This window comes from Vreelandella sp. DA03-1M (genome assembly GCF_055725665.1).
The window spans coordinates 3,753,538-3,772,140 of sequence record NZ_CM146798.1 but is presented as its reverse complement, the minus strand read 5'-3'; the positions used below and the strand labels follow the sequence as shown (position 1 = coordinate 3,772,140).

The 18,603-nt window shown below is 54.7% G+C and carries 10 protein-coding genes, 2 tRNA genes and 3 rRNA genes; 13 read left to right on the top strand and 2 right to left on the bottom strand.

Going from position 1 to position 18,603, the window contains the following annotated elements; translation table 11 throughout:
• Positions 1-98: 98 nt before the first annotated feature.
• Positions 99-1,202, top strand: a complete 1,104-nt coding sequence (thiO, locus tag ACXUPB_RS17605; protein ID WP_335598365.1) for a glycine oxidase ThiO — start codon at positions 99-101, stop codon at positions 1,200-1,202.
• Here the strand turns inward: thiO and ACXUPB_RS17600 are convergent.
• On the bottom strand, positions 1,199-1,471 hold the full coding sequence (locus ACXUPB_RS17600; protein WP_008959223.1) for a PP0621 family protein: 273 nt from the start codon (positions 1,469-1,471) through the stop codon (positions 1,199-1,201). The genes thiO and ACXUPB_RS17600 overlap by 4 nt on opposite strands.
• Before the next feature lie 136 nt (positions 1,472-1,607).
• Between ACXUPB_RS17600 and ACXUPB_RS17595 the strand changes: the two genes are divergently transcribed.
• Positions 1,608-3,242 (top strand): NAD+ synthase, encoded by a 1,635-nt coding sequence (locus tag ACXUPB_RS17595; protein WP_335598364.1) that lies wholly within the window; start codon positions 1,608-1,610, stop codon positions 3,240-3,242.
• Positions 3,243-3,340: 98 nt separating this feature from the next.
• On the opposite strand, the gene ACXUPB_RS17590 is transcribed toward ACXUPB_RS17595, so the two are convergent.
• Positions 3,341-4,156, bottom strand: coding sequence for an outer membrane protein assembly factor BamD (locus ACXUPB_RS17590; RefSeq protein WP_472953689.1), 816 nt, complete (start codon positions 4,154-4,156; stop codon positions 3,341-3,343).
• Between the two features lie 217 nt (positions 4,157-4,373).
• On the opposite strand from ACXUPB_RS17590, the gene rluD reads away from it, so the two are divergent.
• The 11 genes from rluD (at position 4,374) to rrf (ending at position 18,453) form a co-directional block, all read left to right on the top strand.
• Positions 4,374-5,333, top strand: a complete 960-nt coding sequence (rluD, locus tag ACXUPB_RS17585) for a 23S rRNA pseudouridine(1911/1915/1917) synthase RluD (RefSeq protein WP_472953687.1) — start codon at positions 4,374-4,376, stop codon at positions 5,331-5,333.
• Positions 5,330-6,085, top strand: coding sequence for a peptidoglycan editing factor PgeF (gene pgeF / locus ACXUPB_RS17580; protein ID WP_035562854.1), 756 nt, complete (start codon positions 5,330-5,332; stop codon positions 6,083-6,085). The genes rluD and pgeF overlap by 4 nt, the downstream gene beginning before the upstream one ends.
• Positions 6,086-6,229: 144 nt before the next feature.
• Entirely contained in the window at positions 6,230-8,809 is a 2,580-nt protein-coding gene (gene clpB / locus ACXUPB_RS17575) for an ATP-dependent chaperone ClpB (RefSeq protein ID WP_035562856.1), read from the top strand.
• A gap of 474 nt (positions 8,810-9,283) precedes the next feature.
• Positions 9,284-11,008: an acetolactate synthase 3 large subunit gene (locus ACXUPB_RS17570; protein WP_035562860.1), complete on the top strand. Its 1,725-nt coding sequence runs from the start codon at positions 9,284-9,286 to the stop codon at positions 11,006-11,008.
• Positions 11,008-11,499, top strand: coding sequence for an acetolactate synthase small subunit (ilvN, locus tag ACXUPB_RS17565; RefSeq protein ID WP_007113940.1), 492 nt, complete (start codon positions 11,008-11,010; stop codon positions 11,497-11,499). The genes ACXUPB_RS17570 and ilvN overlap by 1 nt, the downstream gene beginning before the upstream one ends.
• A gap of 209 nt (positions 11,500-11,708) precedes the next feature.
• Positions 11,709-12,608, top strand: coding sequence for a CDP-diacylglycerol--serine O-phosphatidyltransferase (gene pssA / locus ACXUPB_RS17560; protein ID WP_442905818.1), 900 nt, complete (start codon positions 11,709-11,711; stop codon positions 12,606-12,608).
• Positions 12,609-13,102: 494 nt separating this feature from the next.
• A 16S ribosomal RNA gene (locus ACXUPB_RS17555) occupies positions 13,103-14,635 on the top strand.
• A 114-nt stretch (positions 14,636-14,749) separates the two neighbouring features.
• A tRNA-Ile gene (locus ACXUPB_RS17550) sits at positions 14,750-14,826 on the top strand.
• Between the two features lie 97 nt (positions 14,827-14,923).
• Positions 14,924-14,999, top strand: a tRNA-Ala gene (locus ACXUPB_RS17545).
• A 248-nt stretch (positions 15,000-15,247) separates the two neighbouring features.
• Positions 15,248-18,157 (top strand): 23S ribosomal RNA (locus tag ACXUPB_RS17540).
• A 180-nt stretch (positions 18,158-18,337) separates the two neighbouring features.
• A 5S ribosomal RNA gene (gene rrf / locus ACXUPB_RS17535) occupies positions 18,338-18,453 on the top strand.
• Together the 16S, 23S and 5S rRNA genes with 2 tRNA genes alongside form the textbook arrangement of a ribosomal RNA operon.
• Positions 18,454-18,603: the final 150 nt, after the last annotated feature.

The window sequence follows — 18,603 nt, the reverse complement described above, 5'->3', positions numbered from 1 at the left end:
ATGCTCAGGGCCCGGTGTCAACGGCCATGATCAGTTGGTGGTTTAATCATCCTAGGCGATAGTCACTATTTTTTATGTAAGCCAAAACGGACAATGTTGTGAGCGATTTCTTAATTATTGGTGGCGGCGTGATCGGCATGATGACGGCGCTACAGTTAGCCGATGCGGGTCAGCAGGTCACGCTGGTTGATCGCGGCGAGTGCGGTAAAGAGGCGTCGTGGGCCGGTGGCGGTATCGTCTCACCGCTTTATCCATGGCGATACGATGCTGCGATATCGCAACTATCCCGCTGGTCAGAAGGGGTTTACCCCTCGTTGGCTTTACGCTTGCTGGAAGAGACAGGCATTGATCCTGAGTATCGCCAAAGAGGGCTGCTCTACCTGAACGTAGATGACGCCGATAGTGCTCTGTGCTGGGCTCGACAGCTGGGCAAACCGCTAGAGCGGGTAGGGGCAGATTTCGTCCGCGATAAAGAGCCTGGCGTGGCAATGGCGGGCGACAGTGCGCTATGGATGCCGACCTTGGGCAGTGTGCGTAACCCGCGCTTAGCCAAAGCGTTGAAGGCGCGGCTAACGGCGATGCCGCAGGTAACGCTGAGAGAGCAGTGCGAGGTCAGTGGCTTTATCCAAAAGGAGGGCCAGGTGGAGGGCGTGGTTAGCTCACAAGGGCCGTTAATCGCTGGGCGCATTGTGGTGTGCGGCGGTGCCTGGGCTGCTCAACTATTGGCGCAGCTGAATGTGCAACTGCCGGTAAGGCCGGTAAAGGGGCAGATGATCGCTTACCAGGCACCCAAAGGGTTAGTGCAGCGTGTGGTGTTAAAAGATGGGCGTTATATTATTCCGCGTGCAGACGGGTTGCTGTTGGTCGGTTCTACATTAGAGGAAGCTGGATTTGATAAGACCACCGACGCGGCAGCCCTGGCATCGCTAAAACACAGCGCCGAAGCCATTCTGCCTGCCTTGGCAACCTGCCCGGTAGCGCATCAATGGGCCGGGCTTCGCCCTGGTTCGCCAGCGGGCATTCCTTTTATCGGCGCCCTTCAAGAATGGCCTAACGTATACATCAATGCGGGGCACTATCGTAATGGCTTGGTATTGGCGCCTGCCTCGACCCATTTATTGGCAGATCAACTGCTTGGGCGCGAGCCATTGATCGACCCCGCGCCTTACCAGCCTACGCCCGAGCGGCTTATCCAGGTTTAAGGCGCGCCGTCTTTATCCTGCTGCTCTTGCAAAAAGCGGTCACGATGGGCGCTGGAGCAGAACCACTGCTCGTGGTCGCGCAGCGCTTCATCTTCGGGTACGTGCACCTCACACCAGCGACAGCGCACCATTTTACCGCCTTCATGGCGATTGACTTGTTTATGCTGTGCTTCATGCTCAAGCTTACGTTGTCGGTAGATGCCGTAGAGCTTTAAACCGGCATAAAATACAACGGCGAAGATAATCAGCCGAATGATCAAGAGGTTCATCCTTATTTTGTCTCCCGAATGAGGGAACTAGGCTTGGGATTGACGCATGGCCTTTGCCAGTTGGCGGCCCTTGCGGGACAATACGACGATGACGGTGTAACCCTATTTCAAAGATTCTCAAGAGATTTTGACGCCCATGCAAGACTTAACGCTGGTAATGGCCCAACTCGATCCTCTGGTCGGGGATATTCCCGGCAATGCCGCACGCGCGATTGAAGCAGTGCGCGAAGCGCGGATTGAGCATGGGGCGGATATTGTTGTCTTTCCAGAGCTTTTTTTGTCGGGTTACCCGCCGGAAGATTTGCTGCTGCGCCCCTCAATGGAAACCCGTCTGCGTGAAGCTCGCGCGCTAATGGCATCGAAGGTCGCCAGTGATGTGTTGGTGATCATCGGCTATCCCGGCGTGCGGGAAGGCCACTGTTACAATTTGGCGGGCCTACTTTACAACGGCCAGTGGGAAGCCGAGTACGCCAAGCAGGCGCTGCCTAACTACCAGGTGTTCGATGAGCAGCGCTATTTCAAGCCCGGCACTGAGACGCTGGTGTATGAGCATAAAGGCGCCAAACTGGGCATCGTGATCTGCGAAGACCTTTGGGATGGCGCGCCGGTTAAGGCCGCCGCGCAAGCGGGCGCTGAGGTGCTGGTCTCCTTGCACGCCTCTCCCTATCACCAGGACAAGCCCGCGGAACGGCTGCGCCTGTTGGAGGAGCACGCCCGGGATACGCAGCTTCCAATTGTGTATGTGAACACCATCGGTGGCCAAGATGAACTGGTCTTTGATGGCGGCTCTTGCTGCGTTAACGCCAGCGGTGAGCTGCAAGTGCTGGCGCCGTATTGGCAGGCGGGCCTGATGCCGGTTCAGTTTTTGCAAACCAGCGCGACGGTCTGGGAACCCCAAGCCGGAGAGATTGACCCTGAGGTAGAGCCGGAAGAGAGCCTTTACTGTGCGCTCGTGACCGGGTTGCGCGATTACGTCAACAAGAGCGGTTTTGAGGGCGTGGTGCTGGGGCTTTCCGGCGGCATTGATTCCGCGCTTTCGCTGGCGATTGCGGTTGACGCACTGGGCCCTCAACGGGTGCAGGCGGTGATGATGCCGTACCACTACACGGCGGATATTTCCAAGCAGGACGCTGCAGAGCAGGCCAATATGCTCGGCGTGCACTACGAGATCATGCCGATTGAACCCATGGTCGACGCCTTTATGGGGACGCTTGCTGAAAGCTTTGCCGGTACGCAACGCGATACTACCGAGGAAAACCTGCAGTCGCGCTGCCGCGGTGTGCTGCTAATGGCGATTTCCAATAAGAAAGGCTTGATGGTACTGACCACCGGCAACAAGAGCGAAATGGCGGTGGGGTATGCCACGCTGTATGGCGATATGGTGGGCGGCTATAACGCTATTAAGGATGTGTATAAAACCTGGGTTTATCGCCTTGCCCGCTGGCGCAACACGCAATCACCTGCCATTCCTGAGCGGGTGATCGAGCGGCCACCCAGTGCCGAGCTGGCGCCTGATCAACAGGATAGCGACTCCTTGCCCGATTACGATGTGCTCGACGCGATCTTAGTCAGCTACATTGAAGGCGATATGAGCGCTGAGGCAATTATTGCCGCTGGTTTTGACGAGGAAGACGTTTATAAAGTGGTTAAGCTCGTTGACCGCTGCGAGTATAAGCGCCGTCAAGCCCCGATTGGCGTGCGGGTGACGCCACGCGGTTTTGGCCGGGACCGCCGCTACCCGATTGTTAATGGCTGGCAGCCCGGCGCATAAGCCGGGCCTAGCGCTAAAGCAAACACAAAAAAACCACGCCGAAGCGTGGTTTTTTTGCGGATGTGTACCGCTTTTATTGTTGCAGCATGTTCATAGGCTTAATCATCTTGGCCTAAATGCTTGGGGACAAAACGGCTGCCCTGCAGCTGTTCGTGGCCAGGCGCGTTTTCGCGCAGTACAGCTAACACCTCATTGGCGCGATCATCCATGTCCAAGCCTTGATAGCCTTCTACCATGGTGGCTAGGGCATCCCGGGTGGCGCTTGATTCAGGATAGTTTTCGACGACCCAGCGGCCGCGTTCAACCGCTGCCAAATAGGCCCCGCGGCGCAGGTAATAATCGGCGACATGTAGTTCATGGCGGGCCATTAGCTCACGTAGATAGACGATGCGCTGCTGGGCATCCGGCGCATATTCACTCTGTGGGTAACGCTGGATCAGCTCACGGAAATCATTGTAGGCATCCCGCGAGGCGCCCAAATCGCGCTTGGAGATATCAATTAGGCGCAGGCGCTCTAAGCTGAAACGTCCTGCTTGCCACGCCGAGAGGCCACGAAGGTAGTAGGCGTAGTCAACCTGGGGGTGGTCGGGGTGAAGGCGAATAAAGCGGCTAGCCGCTGCCCGGGCTTCTTCCCAATTGCTATTTTCATAGTAGGCATAGATCAGCTCAAGCTGTGCCTGCTCAGCATGGGCGCCAAAAGGATAGCGTGTATCAAGCGCTTCTAAACGCTCTATCGCGATCGGGTAGCGGTTGCTGTCTAAGGCCGTGCGGGCCAATTCATAGAGCTCGCGCTCCTGCACCCCAGCAAATTCATCTTCCTCTTCTTCACTGGTGTTGTTACTCGCACAGCCCGCTAAAAGGGCAAGGCTTAGGGCTAGAGCACCAAAGCGGTTGGCAGCTGAAAAAACGCGCATCTTCATCCTCGTTGCAAACAAGCCTCAATCACCAAAAAGCGGCGATGGCCATAAGTAGAAATGGTAGAATAGGTCGCAGTCCGCCCACTATAAAACACCTCGACATAAAACGCAGGCTTAGCGACGTTTCGTCAGGTGCCGTCAATATCGATTTTTCCATGCTGAGGCTGATTTTTCGCCTTGCTGGGGTTTTTTTCGCGCTTTAAAGAGGTTTTTCATGTCTCGAATAGTTGAAGACACGCAGCGTGTGCCCGCTACACTGGCCGGTGCGCGATTAGACCAAGCGGCGGCGGAGTTGTTCAGCAATTACTCACGTGAACGCTTAAAAGCGTGGATTAATGCCGGTGAATTAACCGTGGATGGCATGCAAGCCAAGCCGAAAGCCAAGCTGCACGGTGATGAAGTGTTGGCACTGCAGGCCACCATCGAAGACGATACGCGCTTTGAGGCGCAGGATATCGCGCTGGATATCGTGTATGAAGACGACGCGGTAATCGTCATTAATAAAGCGGCGGGTATGGTCGTTCACCCTGCTGCAGGCAACCCGGATGGCACGCTGCTCAATGCCTTGCTTTACCATCACCCGGCGCTTGCTGAAGTGCCACGCGCGGGTATCGTTCACCGCCTGGATAAAGATACCACCGGCTTGATGATGGTGGCGAAAACGCTGCCCGCTCAAACTGTGCTGGTGGATCAGTTGCAGGCACGCAGCGTGTCGCGCCAGTACGATGCGGTGGTGATTGGTAAGCCGGTCTCTGGCAGTACCATTGATGCGCCTATTGGCCGTCATCCGAAAGACCGTAAGCGCCAAGCGGTAACGACATCGGGCAAACCTGCGATTACGCATTTTCGCGTGGTTGAACGGTTCCGTGCCCATACCCATGTACGCTGTAAACTGGAAACAGGGCGCACCCATCAAATTCGTGTGCACATGGCCCATGCCCGTTACCCATTGATTGGTGATCCCATGTATGGCGGCCGTGCCAAGCTGCCGCCAGGCGCTGCGGAGCCATTGAAAGAGATCTTGCGCGAGTTTCCGCGTCAGGCGCTACATGCTCGGAAGTTGATTTTCAAACATCCGGTCAATGGCGAAACCGTTACTTTTCAGGTCGATCTTCCTGATGATTTGCTAATGTTGTTGGATTACCTGCGCGAAGATAATGAGACGATGAGATGAGCGATGCCATTAATTTAAGGCCGACGCTTTTAATGCCTGACTGGCCAGCGCCGGCCAATGTACGAGCCTTTGTGACCACCCGTGAATCAGGGCCTAGTCAGGGATATTTCGCCGCTTTTAACACAGCTGCTCATGTTGGCGATAACCCCGACCATGTCGCACTGTGTCGCCGGCTGTTGCAAAAAGAGATCGGGGATGAGCGACCGCTACTGTGGCTTAACCAGACCCACGGTGCCCGCGTTCAGCAGGTTTTTGAACCTAACGCCGCCGATGCGGATGCTGCCATTGCGACGTCTAATGAGTACGCCTGTGTGGTACTGACAGCCGACTGCCTGCCGGTCATGCTGTGTAATCGCGCTGGAACCCAGGTCGCCGTTGCCCATGCGGGGTGGCGTGGTTTGGCAGGTGGCGTGCTGGAGGCGACGATTGCGGCAATGAATACCGATCCCGAGGACATCCTTGTGTGGTTGGGCCCCGCGATTTCCAACGCTCAGTTTGAGGTTGGCCCGGAGGTCTATGGTGCCTTTGTGGCAGTGCATCCTGACATCGCCGACGCTTTTGATCATAGTCCCTACCGGCTGGGTCATTACATGGCCGACTTGTACCGGTTGGCGCGGTTTCGTTTGGAAGCACTCGGCGTAAACAATATAAGTGGTGGCCACTTCTGTACTGCCTGCGAGTCGCGGTTCTACTCCTACCGTCGCGATGGCGGTAAAACCGGCCGCATGGCCAGTGTGATCTGGATCAATTAAACCAGTGGTTTATTCACACACCTCTTGAAAAGCATGGAACTGACGCCATTTAACTTGTCAAGCTAATCGTGATTAGTACGCCTAATGACACGTTATCGGGTTACGCGGTGCGTCCAAGCGCACGGCACCCCCAGGAGGAATTCCATGCGTTTTGATAAATTTACCGCCAAGCTCCAAAGCGCGATTGCCGAAGCGCAGTCGCTGGCCGTTGGTCGCGGTCATAATCAGCTAGACCCAGCGCATTTGCTGCTGGCCCTGCTCGACACCAAAGATACCGGTATTAAGGCCCTGATTGAAAAAGCCGAGGGCAATCCCTCGCGCCTGCGCGATGGACTGATGCAGCAATTGGATAATTTGCCCAAAGTGGGGCAGTTCGACGGCGAAGTGCAGCCATCGCGGGATTTCATCAAGCTTTTTAACTTAACCGATCGCGAAGCGCAGAAGCGCGGCGATCAGTTTATCGCCAGTGAGCTAGTGCTGCTGGCAGCGCTCGAGATGAATTCGGCTCTCACCAAACTGCTGAAAGACGCAGGTATTAATCGCAAATCCCTCGAAGCGGCTATCAATAGCCTACGCGGCGGCGCTACCGTCGACGATGCGAATGCCGAAGATCAGCGTGAAGCGTTGAACAAATACACCATGGATCTTACCCAGCGTGCGCTGGACGGCAAGCTGGATCCGGTGATTGGTCGCGACGACGAAATTCGCCGTACGATTCAAGTGCTGCAGCGGCGTACTAAAAACAACCCGGTATTAATCGGTGAACCGGGTGTGGGTAAAACCGCCATTGTCGAAGGGTTGGCCCAGCGCATCGTTAACGGTGAAGTGCCGGAAGGCCTCAAAGATAAGCGCGTGCTCTCGCTGGATATGGGGTCGCTGTTGGCGGGTGCCAAGTTCCGTGGCGAGTTTGAGGAGCGTTTGAAGGCCGTGCTCAAGGAGCTCTCCCAGGAAGAGGGGCGGGTAATTCTGTTTATCGATGAGCTGCACACTATGGTCGGTGCCGGTAAAGCCGAAGGCGCCATGGATGCAGGCAATATGCTCAAACCGGCTCTTGCGCGCGGCGAGCTGCACTGCGTGGGGGCGACCACGCTGGATGAGTATCGTAAGTACATCGAGAAAGACGCCGCTCTAGAACGTCGCTTCCAGAAGGTGTTGGTAGATGAGCCTTCCGAAGAGGACACTGTGGCGATTCTGCGCGGCCTGAAAGAGCGTTACGAAGTTCACCACGGCGTGGATATTACCGACTCCGCTATCATTGCCGCGGCCAAGCTCTCGACGCGCTATATCACCGATCGGCAGTTGCCTGACAAAGCCATCGATCTGATCGATGAAGCCGCATCGCGTATCCGTATGGAGCTGGATTCCAAGCCAGAGTCGATGGATCGTCTGGATCGCCGCTTGATTCAGCTCAAGATGGAGCGCGAAGCACTTAAGAAAGAGACCGATGAGGCGAGTAAAAAACGCTTGGAAGCTTTGAGCGCCCAGATTCACGAGTTAGAGCGCGAATACGCTGATCTTGATGAAATTTGGAAAGCTGAAAAAGCCAGTATTCAGGGGGCAGCGCAGTTTAAGGCCGATTTGGAACAAGCGCGGCTTGATCTGGAGCAGGCCCGCCGCCAGGGCGACTTAGGCCGCATGTCAGAAATTCAGTATGGCAAGATTCCAGAACTCGAGAAGAGAATTGCTGAAAGCGGCGAAGGAGAAGCGGATACCTCTAGCCACCAACTGCTGCGTTCCAACGTGACAGAAGAGGAGATCGCGGAAGTGGTTTCCCGCTGGACCGGCATCCCTGTCTCCAAAATGCTGGAAGGGGAGCGGGACAAACTGCTGCGAATGGAAGAGGCACTCCATCAGCGGGTGATTGGACAAGATGAAGCTGTCGAGGCTGTAGCCAACGCGGTGCGCCGCTCGCGAGCGGGACTTTCCGATCCTAACCGCCCCAACGGCTCATTTCTGTTCCTCGGCCCCACCGGGGTGGGTAAAACCGAGTTGTGTAAGTCGCTGGCCAACTTCCTGTTCGATACCGAAGAGGCGATGGTGCGTATCGATATGTCCGAGTTTATGGAGAAGCACTCCGTGGCCCGCTTGATCGGTGCGCCTCCTGGCTACGTAGGCTACGAAGAGGGCGGCTACTTAACCGAGGCCGTACGACGCAAGCCCTACTCGGTGCTGCTGCTGGATGAGGTGGAGAAAGCCCACCCGGATGTCTTTAATATCCTGCTGCAGGTGTTGGAGGATGGCCGCTTAACCGACGGACAGGGTCGCACGGTGGATTTCCGTAATACCGTGATCGTGATGACCTCTAACATGGGTTCGGACATTATCCAGCGCATGGGCGGTGACGATAGTGACTATGAAGTAATGAAAAACATGGTCATGGAGGTGGTGGGCAACCACTTCCGGCCTGAACTCATTAACCGTATTGATGAAGTGGTGGTGTTCCACGCCCTGGGCCAAGAGCAAATTCAAGCCATTGCCGGTATCCAGTTGGAACGCTTGAAGCTACGTCTTGCCGAGCATGATCTGAAGCTTGAGGTTAGCCCTGAAGCCATGGCGCAATTAGCGGTAGTCGGTTTTGACCCTGTGTATGGGGCGCGGCCACTCAAACGGGCGATTCAAAGCCGTATTGAAAACCCGCTGGCGCAAGACCTGCTGGGGGGCAAATTTACCCCTGGTGATACCATCCATATCACCGCAGAAGAGGGCAAGCTGGTGTTCAGCTGATTATTGGCAACGCCTTTTTGCGCAATTGAATAGGGAAAAAGCCCTGCTAGCGTTGCTGGCGGGGCTTTTTTAATGGCTTCCTGCGACCTTTGTTGCGTTTGGCCTGATCGGAGGTTGACAGGCTGAGGGCGCTAATGGAATCTTGTCGGTTCCTGATTTGCGGGCGCGGACTCACGGGTAACCCCTAATTCCCGCGCGAAGGGTAGGCGAAGGCCTCTACCCGCCGAAGGACTTCCGGGCTTGGGCTAACCGCTCAACCTGGCCAACGCCCCGACACGGCGAACCGCCGTGAAAGGGAATGACTGCTTTATGTTGGCATAAATCAGCATTCCCGATGAGAGTGCAGGCCCTAACAGGGCCATTTGCCAGGGTTTGGCATCAGGTGCCGGCTTGGGCCGGCAGCGGCATACCGCCGCACTCGACACCGCAGGATGTCCTGCGGATCGCACTCGAGACCTCCAGGGGAGAAATACAGTGGAACTGCTTTCCGGCGCAGATATGATCGCCCGCTTCTTGCAAGATGAGGGCATCGAATACATTTATGGTTACCCCGGCGGTGCAGCGCTGCATATTTACGATGCACTCTTCCGCCAGGACAAAGTGAAGCACATCCTAGTGCGTCACGAGCAAGCGGCGACGCACGCGGCCGATGGCTATGCCCGCGCCTCGGGCAAAGCGGGCTGCGTGCTAGTCACTTCCGGCCCCGGTGCCACGAATGCCGTCACTGGCATTGCCACCGCCTACATGGATTCCATTCCCATGGTGGTGCTATGTGGCCAAGTGGCCAGCCATCTGATCGGTGAAGACGCCTTCCAGGAAACCGATATCGTCGGTGTGACACGCCCGATCGTGAAGCATAGCTTCTCGATCCGTCACCCGTCTGAAATCCCGGAAGTGCTGAAAAAGGCGTTTTACCTAGCCTCGACCGGTCGCCCCGGCCCGGTGGTGGTCGATATCCCTAAAGATATGACGGCTCCCACTGAGCGCTACGAATACGTTTACCCGAAAAAGGTCAAACTGCGTTCGTATAACCCGGTAACGCGTGGCCATACCGGTCAGATCAAAAAAGCCGTCGAGATGATGCTGAAGGCCAAGCGCCCGGTGTTTTATACCGGCGGCGGTGTGGTCACCGGTAAAGCCAGCGAAGGCCTGACTGATCTGGTCAAGCAACTGGGGTACCCGATTACCACTACGCTGATGGGCATCGGCGCGTATCCCCAAAGTGACCGACAGTGTTTGGGCTGGCTGGGTATGCACGGCTCTTATGAATCCAATATGGCCATGCACCACGCCGACCTGATCATTGCCATTGGCGCGCGTTTTGACGACCGGGTGACCAATAGCACGTCGAAGTTCTGCCCCACTGCCAAGATCATTCATGTGGATGTTGATCCGAGCTCGATCTCTAAAACGGTGCGTGCCGATGTGCCGATCGTGGGCCCGGCTTCCAGCGTTATCAATGAGATGATCAGTTTGGTGCAGGGGCATAAAATTGCCCATCCCGAAGCGCTGACGGAGTGGTGGGAAAAAATTGACGGCTGGCGCGCCGACCGCGAGGGCAAGTTGTATGAGCCCTCCAAGCCGGGTGAAGCGCTCAAGCCTCAGGAAGTGATTGAGGCGCTGTGTCGAGTCACACGCGGCGAAGCCTATGTGACCACCGATGTCGGTCAGCATCAGATGTTTGCCGCGCAGTACTACAAGTTCGACAAGCCCAACCGACTAATTACCTCCGGTGGTTTGGGCACCATGGGCTTTGGTTTCCCCGCCGCGATGGGTATTAAACAGAACTACCCGGATGATGATGTGGTGTGCGTCACCGGTGAAGGTAGCTTCCAGATGATGATGCAGGAGCTCTCTACCTGTAAGCAGTATGGGGTGGGCGTTAAGATCGTTAATCTTAACAATGCATCGCTGGGCATGGTGCGTCAGTGGCAGGATTTGAACTATAAGTCACGTCACGCACATTCTTATATGGAGTCGCTGCCCGACTTCCATATGTTGATTGAGGCGTATGGGTTCACCGCGATTACCGTCAATACGCTTGACGAGCTTGAGCCAGCGCTAGAGCGTGCGTTTGCTGATAAGCATGAGCTGGTGTTTCTTGACGTGAAGGTCGACCCCTTTGAGCACGTCTATCCGATGCAGGTACCGCTAGGTGCCATGCGCGACATGCTGCTGTCTAAAACGGAGCGTACCTGATGCGTCATATCATCTCGATTCTGTTAGAAAACGAACCGGGTGCGCTGTCACGTGTAGTCGGGTTGTTCTCTCAGCGTAACTTCAACATCGAAACGTTGAACGTTGCCCCTACTGAAGACCCATCGCTGTCGCGCTTAACGGTCACTACTGTGGGCGATGACCGGGTGATAGAGCAGATCACCAAGCATCTTAATAAGCTGATCGATGTGGTGAAACTGGTGGATCTCACCGAAGGTAACCATATCGAACGCGAATTGATGTTGGTGAAGGTGAAGGCGCTTGGTGCGGCGCGTGATGAAGTGAAACGTACGGTGGATATCTTCCGTGCGCAGATCGTCGACGTGACGCCAAGCCTCTACACGGTGCAGATTACCGGCGATGCGGGCAAGCTAGATGCTTTCCTTCAGGCCATGGCACCGGTGGGTATTCTTGAAGTCGCCCGTACAGGGGTTTCGGGTATTGCCCGGGGTGATAAGGTTTTGTCGCTCTAAGCACGCAAGTACGCAGCCTTTGCAGCTAGCCCTTAAAAGAAAGACTTAAACGTAAGCATAAGCGTCGCTTCTTTCCCGGAGCGGCGCTTTTTTAGTTAACCCTCTTCGGTGCAGGTTCCCCGGGCATCAATGCAGCAATTGGCTGGCTGAGTGGCACTCACCGTGTAGAATGAAAGCGACTACTGTTCCCGTGACTTCACTTTTAATGGATGAAACCTATGACACAGGACGCTCGCGATCAAGAGCACTCAGGCTCAGATCAGACAAAACCAGGCCAGCCTGATAAGGCTGAACAGCAAGACAGTACTGATCAATCAGAAGTAGTTGGCAACGAGGATTTGGCGACCGCCTTCTTGCGTGAAACCGAAGTGGTTGAAGAGACTGTTGAAGACGGCAAAAAGATTCGCCGCCGTGGTATCTATTTACTCCCTAATTTATTTACCACTTCGGCGCTTTTTGCCGGCTTCTTTGCGGTTGTCGCTGGCATTAATGGTGAGTTTACCTCAGCTGCCGTCGCGATCTTTATTGCAATGGTGCTGGATGGCTTGGATGGGCGTGTTGCGCGAATGACCAATACGCAAAGTGAGTTTGGGGCCGAATACGACAGCTTGGCGGATATGATCTCGTTTGGGATGGCGCCTGCATTAGTCGCTTTTACCTGGATTCTGCAGGACATCGGCAAAACTGGTTGGGTAGTCGCCTTTCTGTATGTTGCCTGTGCCGCGCTTCGCCTAGCGCGTTTCAATGTACAGATTGGCAGTGTGGATAAAAAATGGTTTATCGGCTTGCCGAGCCCCTCTGCCGCAGCGCTGGTAGCCGCGTGTGTATGGACCTTCCATAGCTTTGACGCTGATGCTTTTGGTTTCAAACTATTGATGTTGGTAGTCGTGGCAGCAGCAGGCGTACTGATGGTGAGTAACATCCGTTATTACAGCTTTAAGGACCTTGATTTTAAAAAGCCAGTGCCTTTTGTTGTGCTGTTAGCCATTGTGTTGGCGTTTGTGATGATTTCGGTTGAACCTTCAGTAATGCTGCTATTACTGTTTGGTACTTATGTCGCTTCGGGGCCTGTATTAGCCGTAATGCGTAAAGCTAAAACGAGTAGATAGTACTTTTCACCACTTTTTTGACAGTTATTTCAAAACAGCCCTTGCCAACCCGGCAGCGAAACCGTAAAGTACGCATCCGCTGCCGGGGACGCCAAGCGTTACCAGCGGTGCATAAGGTGTAAAAGCCTTGGTTTGTCAGGAGGTTAGAGCAGATAGTAGCGTTCGCCTCACTCGCTAAAAAACAGCGATTGACAAACACCAGGAACTGCGTAGAATACGCCTTCCTCGCTGAGGCAAGCCAGTTCAACGGTAGCCCGGTTGCTTTCACAGTAACCAAGCAGCGAAACCGCTCTTTAACAATTTGATCAGGTAATTCATGTGGGCGCTTGCTGATGTTGGTGACAAGTCACCAAATATCAAGGCAAGCGACTCAAGCAATAGGGTGTTAAAGGATTCGTCCTTTGGGATCTGTTTTGAATGAATTCGTTTGAACCTTGAGCCAAGTTTGGTTCGCTTCTGTTGCTTCGGTGACAGGCAAGAACCGCATAGATCTTAAACTGAAGAGTTTGATCATGGCTCAGATTGAACGCTGGCGGCAGGCCTAACACATGCAAGTCGAGCGGTAACAGATCTAGCTTGCTAGATGCTGACGAGCGGCGGACGGGTGAGTAATGCATAGGAATCTGCCCGATAGTGGGGGATAACCTGGGGAAACCCAGGCTAATACCGCATACGTCCTACGGGAGAAAGGGGGCTTCGGCTCCCGCTATTGGATGAGCCTATGTCGGATTAGCTAGTTGGTAAGGTAATGGCTTACCAAGGCAACGATCCGTAGCTGGTCTGAGAGGATGATCAGCCACATCGGGACTGAGACACGGCCCGAACTCCTACGGGAGGCAGCAGTGGGGGATATTGGACAATGGGGGCAACCCTGATCCAGCCATGCCGCGTGTGTGAAGAAGGCCCTCGGGTTGTAAAGCACTTTCAGCGAGGAAGAACGCCTGGTGGTTAATACCCACTAGGAAAGACATCACTCGCAGAAGAAGCACCGGCTAACTCCGTGCCAGCAGCCGCGGTAATACGGAGGGTGCAAGCGTTAATCGGAATTACTGGGCGTAAAGCGCGCGTAGGTGGCTTGATAAGCCGGTTGTGAAAGCCCCGGGCTCAACCTGGGAACGGCATCCGGAACTGTCAGGCTAGAGTGCAGGAGAGGAAGGTAGAATTCCCGGTGTAGCGGTGAAATGCGTAGAGATCGGGAGGAATACCAGTGGCGAAGGCGGCCTTCTGGACTGACACTGACACTGAGGTGCGAAAGCGTGGGTAGCAAACAGGATTAGATACCCTGGTAGTCCACGCCGTAAACGATGTCGACCAGCCGTTGGGTGCCTAGAGCACTTTGTGGCGAAGTTAACGCGATAAGTCGACCGCCTGGGGAGTACGGCCGCAAGGTTAAAACTCAAATGAATTGACGGGGGCCCGCACAAGCGGTGGAGCATGTGGTTTAATTCGATGCAACGCGAAGAACCTTACCTACCCTTGACATCTACAGAAGCCGGAAGAGATTCTGGTGTGCCTTCGGGAACTGTAAGACAGGTGCTGCATGGCTGTCGTCAGCTCGTGTTGTGAAATGTTGGGTTAAGTCCCGTAACGAGCGCAACCCTTGTCCTTATTTGCCAGCACGTAATGGTGGGAACTCTAAGGAGACTGCCGGTGACAAACCGGAGGAAGGTGGGGACGACGTCAAGTCATCATGGCCCTTACGGGTAGGGCTACACACGTGCTACAATGGCCGGTACAAAGGGCTGCGAGCTCGCGAGAGTCAGCGAATCCCTTAAAGCCGGTCTCAGTCCGGATCGGAGTCTGCAACTCGACTCCGTGAAGTCGGAATCGCTAGTAATCGTGAATCAGAATGTCACGGTGAATACGTTCCCGGGCCTTGTACACACCGCCCGTCACACCATGGGAGTGGACTGCACCAGAAGTGGTTAGCCTAACGCAAGAGGGCGATCACCACGGTGTGGTTCATGACTGGGGTGAAGTCGTAACAAGGTAGCCGTAGGGGAACCTGCGGCTGGATCACCTCCTTAAACGATGCGTCACAGTCGGTAAGCGTCCACAATGAATTACCTGATCAGATATAGAGCAAACGGTAGTTAGTTTGGTTGTCGCAGCTTCTAATGATCTGCAATGGCTGAATAACCGGGTCTGTAGCTCAGTTGGTTAGAGCGCACCCCTGATAAGGGTGAGGTCGGCAGTTCAAGTCTGCCCAGACCCACCAAATTTGCGTAATACGTCGTTGCATTATTACTCGCATAGCAGGCTATGCGTCGCAATAATGCGCCTAGTCTTACACAAATTTGCGTGATGTTAGTATTGGGGCCATAGCTCAGCTGGGAGAGCGCCTGCCTTGCACGCAGGAGGTCAGCGGTTCGATCCCGCTTGGCTCCACCATTTCCTTTACTATCCTGTTTTAACCTCAATACCGTTTGTGAATGTTTCGTGACCATTGATAAGTCGCTGTGTGGTTGTATTTATTATACGCCGCCTTATCACTGTTCATTGAACAGCTGCTCTTTAACAATGTATATCATGCTGACAAGAACACTTCGCAAGAAGTGGTCTTAAATTGTGATACGCGTCAGCGTATCCGGCAAAATGAAACGTGATCATTGCGACATCCAGACTCCTTCGGGTTATAGGGTCAAGCAATGAAGCGCACACGGTGGATGCCTAGGCAGCCAGAGGCGATGAAAGACGTGGTAGCCTGCGATAAGGTTCGGTGAGGTGGCAACAACCTGTGACCCGGACATCTCTGAATGGGGAAACCCACTCATCATAAGATGAGTATCGTGCCCTGAATACATAGGGGTACGAGGCGAACCAGGGGAACTGAAACATCTAAGTACCCTGAGGAAAAGAAATCAACCGAGATTCCCCTAGTAGCGGCGAGCGAACGGGGACCAGCCCTTAAGCATGTGACTGATTAGGCGAACAGATTGGGAAGTCTGGCCGTAGCGGGTGATAGCCCCGTAGTCGAAAATCTGATCATGTGAAATCGAGTAGGTCGGGGCACGAGAAACCTTGACTGAAGACGGGGGGACCATCCTCCAAGGCTAAATACTCCTGGCTGACCGATAGTGAACCAGTACCGTGAGGGAAAGGCGAAAAGAACCCCGGAGAGGGGAGTGAAATAGATCCTGAAACCGTGTGCGTACAAGCAGTCGGAGCCCACTTGTTGGGTGACGGCGTACCTTTTGTATAATGGGTCAGCGACTTATATTCAGTGGCGAGGTTAACCGTATAGGGGAGCCGTAGGGAAACCGAGTCTTAACTGGGCGACACAGTCGCTGGATATAGACCCGAAACCGAGCGATCTATCCATGAGCAGGGTGAAGGTTGAGTAACATCAACTGGAGGCCCGAACCAGGATCTGTTGAAAAAGATTTGGATGACTTGTGGATCGGAGTGAAAGGCTAATCAAGCTCGGAGATAGCTGGTTCTCCTCGAAAGCTATTTAGGTAGCGCCTCACGTAGTACCGCCGGGGGTAGAGCACTGTTTCGGCTAGGGGGTCATCCCGACTTACCAACCCGAGGCAAACTCCGAATACCGGTGAGTAACGCGTGGGAGACACACGGCGGGTGCTAACGTCCGTCGTGAAAAGGGAAACAACCCAGACCGTCAGCTAAGGTCCCGAAATCCTGGTTAAGTGGGAAACGATGTGGGAAGGCTCAGACAGCTAGGAGGTTGGCTTAGAAGCAGCCATCCTTTAAAGAAAGCGTAATAGCTCACTAGTCGAGTCGGCCTGCGCGGAAGATGTAACGGGGCTAAACCAGGTACCGAAGCTACGGGTGAGTTTCTATTTCGATAGGAATTCGCGGTAGAGGAGCGTCGTGTACGCCAATGAAGGTGGATTGAGAAGTCTGCTGGAGGTATCACGAGTGCGAATGCTGACATGAGTAACGATAAAGGGTGTGAAAAACACCCTCGCCGGAAGACCAAGGGTTTCTGTTCGACGCTAATCGGAGCAGAGTGAGTCGGCCCCTAAGGCGAGGCCGAAAGGCGTAGTCGATGGGAAACGGGTCAATATTCCCGTACCGGACATGGTTGCGATGGGGGGACGAAGAAGGCTAGGTGAGCCAGGCGTTGGTTGTCCTGGTGAAAGTGAGTAGGCTGAGGGTTTAGGTAAATCCGGACCCTTAAGGCCGAGACACGAGATGAACTGACCACGGTCAGGAAGTCACTGATGCCACGCTTCCAGGAAAAGCCTCTAAGCTTCAGATCATGTGCGACCGTACCCCAAACCGACACAGGTGGTCAGGGAGAGAATCCCAAGGCGCTTGAGAGAACTCGGGTGAAGGAACTAGGCAAAATGGTGCCGTAACTTCGGGAGAAGGCACGCCGGCGTAGGGTGATGAGACTTGCTCTCTAAGCCCGAACCGGTCGAAGATACCAGGTGGCTGCAACTGTTTATTAAAAACACAGCACTCTGCTAACGCGCAAGCGGACGTATAGGGTGTGACGCCTGCCCGGTGCCGGAAGGTTAAATGATGGTGTTAGCCCCTCTCTTGTAGAGGGCGCGAAGCTCTTGATTGAAGCCCCGGTAAACGGCGGCCGTAACTATAACGGTCCTAAGGTAGCGAAATTCCTTGTCGGGTAAGTTCCGACCTGCACGAATGGCGTAATGATGGCCACGCTGTCTCCACCCGAGACTCAGTGAAATTGAAATCGCCGTGAAGATGCGGTGTACCCGCGGCTAGACGGAAAGACCCCGTGAACCTTTACTATAGCTTCACACTGGACGCTGATGTTGCCTGTGTAGGATAGCTGGGAGGCTTTGAACTCTGGACGCCAGTTCGGAGGGAGCCAACCTTGAAATACCAGCCTGGCATCATTGGCGTTCTCACTCAGGTCCGTTATCCGGATCGAGGACAGTGTGTGGTGGGTAGTTTGACTGGGGCGGTCTCCTCCTAAAGAGTAACGGAGGAGCACGAAGGTACCCTCAGCACGGTCGGACATCGTGCATTGAGTGCAAGAGCATAAGGGTGCTTGACTGCGAGACAGACACGTCGAGCAGGTGCGAAAGCAGGTTCTAGTGATCCGGTGGTTCTGTATGGAAGGGCCATCGCTCAACGGATAAAAGGTACTCCGGGGATAACAGGCTGATACCGCCCAAGAGTTCACATCGACGGCGGTGTTTGGCACCTCGATGTCGGCTCATCACATCCTGGGGCTGAAGTCGGTCCCAAGGGTATGGCTGTTCGCCATTTAAAGTGGTACGCGAGCTGGGTTTAGAACGTCGTGAGACAGTTCGGTCCCTATCTGCCGTGGGCGTTGGATGTTTGAGAAGGGCTGCTCCTAGTACGAGAGGACCGGAGTGGACGACCCTCTGGTGTTCCGGTTGTCACGCCAGTGGCATTGCCGGGTAGCTATGGTCGGACGGGATAACCGCTGAAAGCATCTAAGCGGGAAGCCCCCTTCAAGATGAGACATCCCTGAGGCCTAGAGCCTCCTGAAGGGCCCAGCGAGACCAGCTGGTTGATAGGCACGGTGTGGAAGCGCTGCAAGGCGTTGAGCTAACGTGTACTAATGGCCCGTGAGGCTTGACCCTATAACACCCAAGGGGTCTGGTCGTGATGATGACGTTAAGGTTGAGAGATCAACAGAAAGCCGGATACGCAGCGTGTGGCCCAGGCAATAGACTGCCAGGGCGGCAGGCAGTAAGACGCTCACAAATGAGTTAATAACGATCTCGTTATTAACGAGTCAGCATGATATACCGCCAGTTACGCCTGACGACCATAGCACGCGTGAACCACCTGATCCCTTGCCGAACTCAGCAGTGAAACCGCTTAGCGCCGATGGTAGTGTGGGGTCTCCCCATGCGAGAGTAGGTCATCGTCAGGCACCTATACCGCAGAAAACCCAGCCACACGGCTGGGTTTTTTGTTTGCGCGGAAGAAAAGTAAGGGTCTCCCCATGGAGAGCAGCGGGGAGCCGCCCTCCGGATGGCCGGCCCGATCATCGTCAGCCACTTATTTAACAAAAATCAGTCGA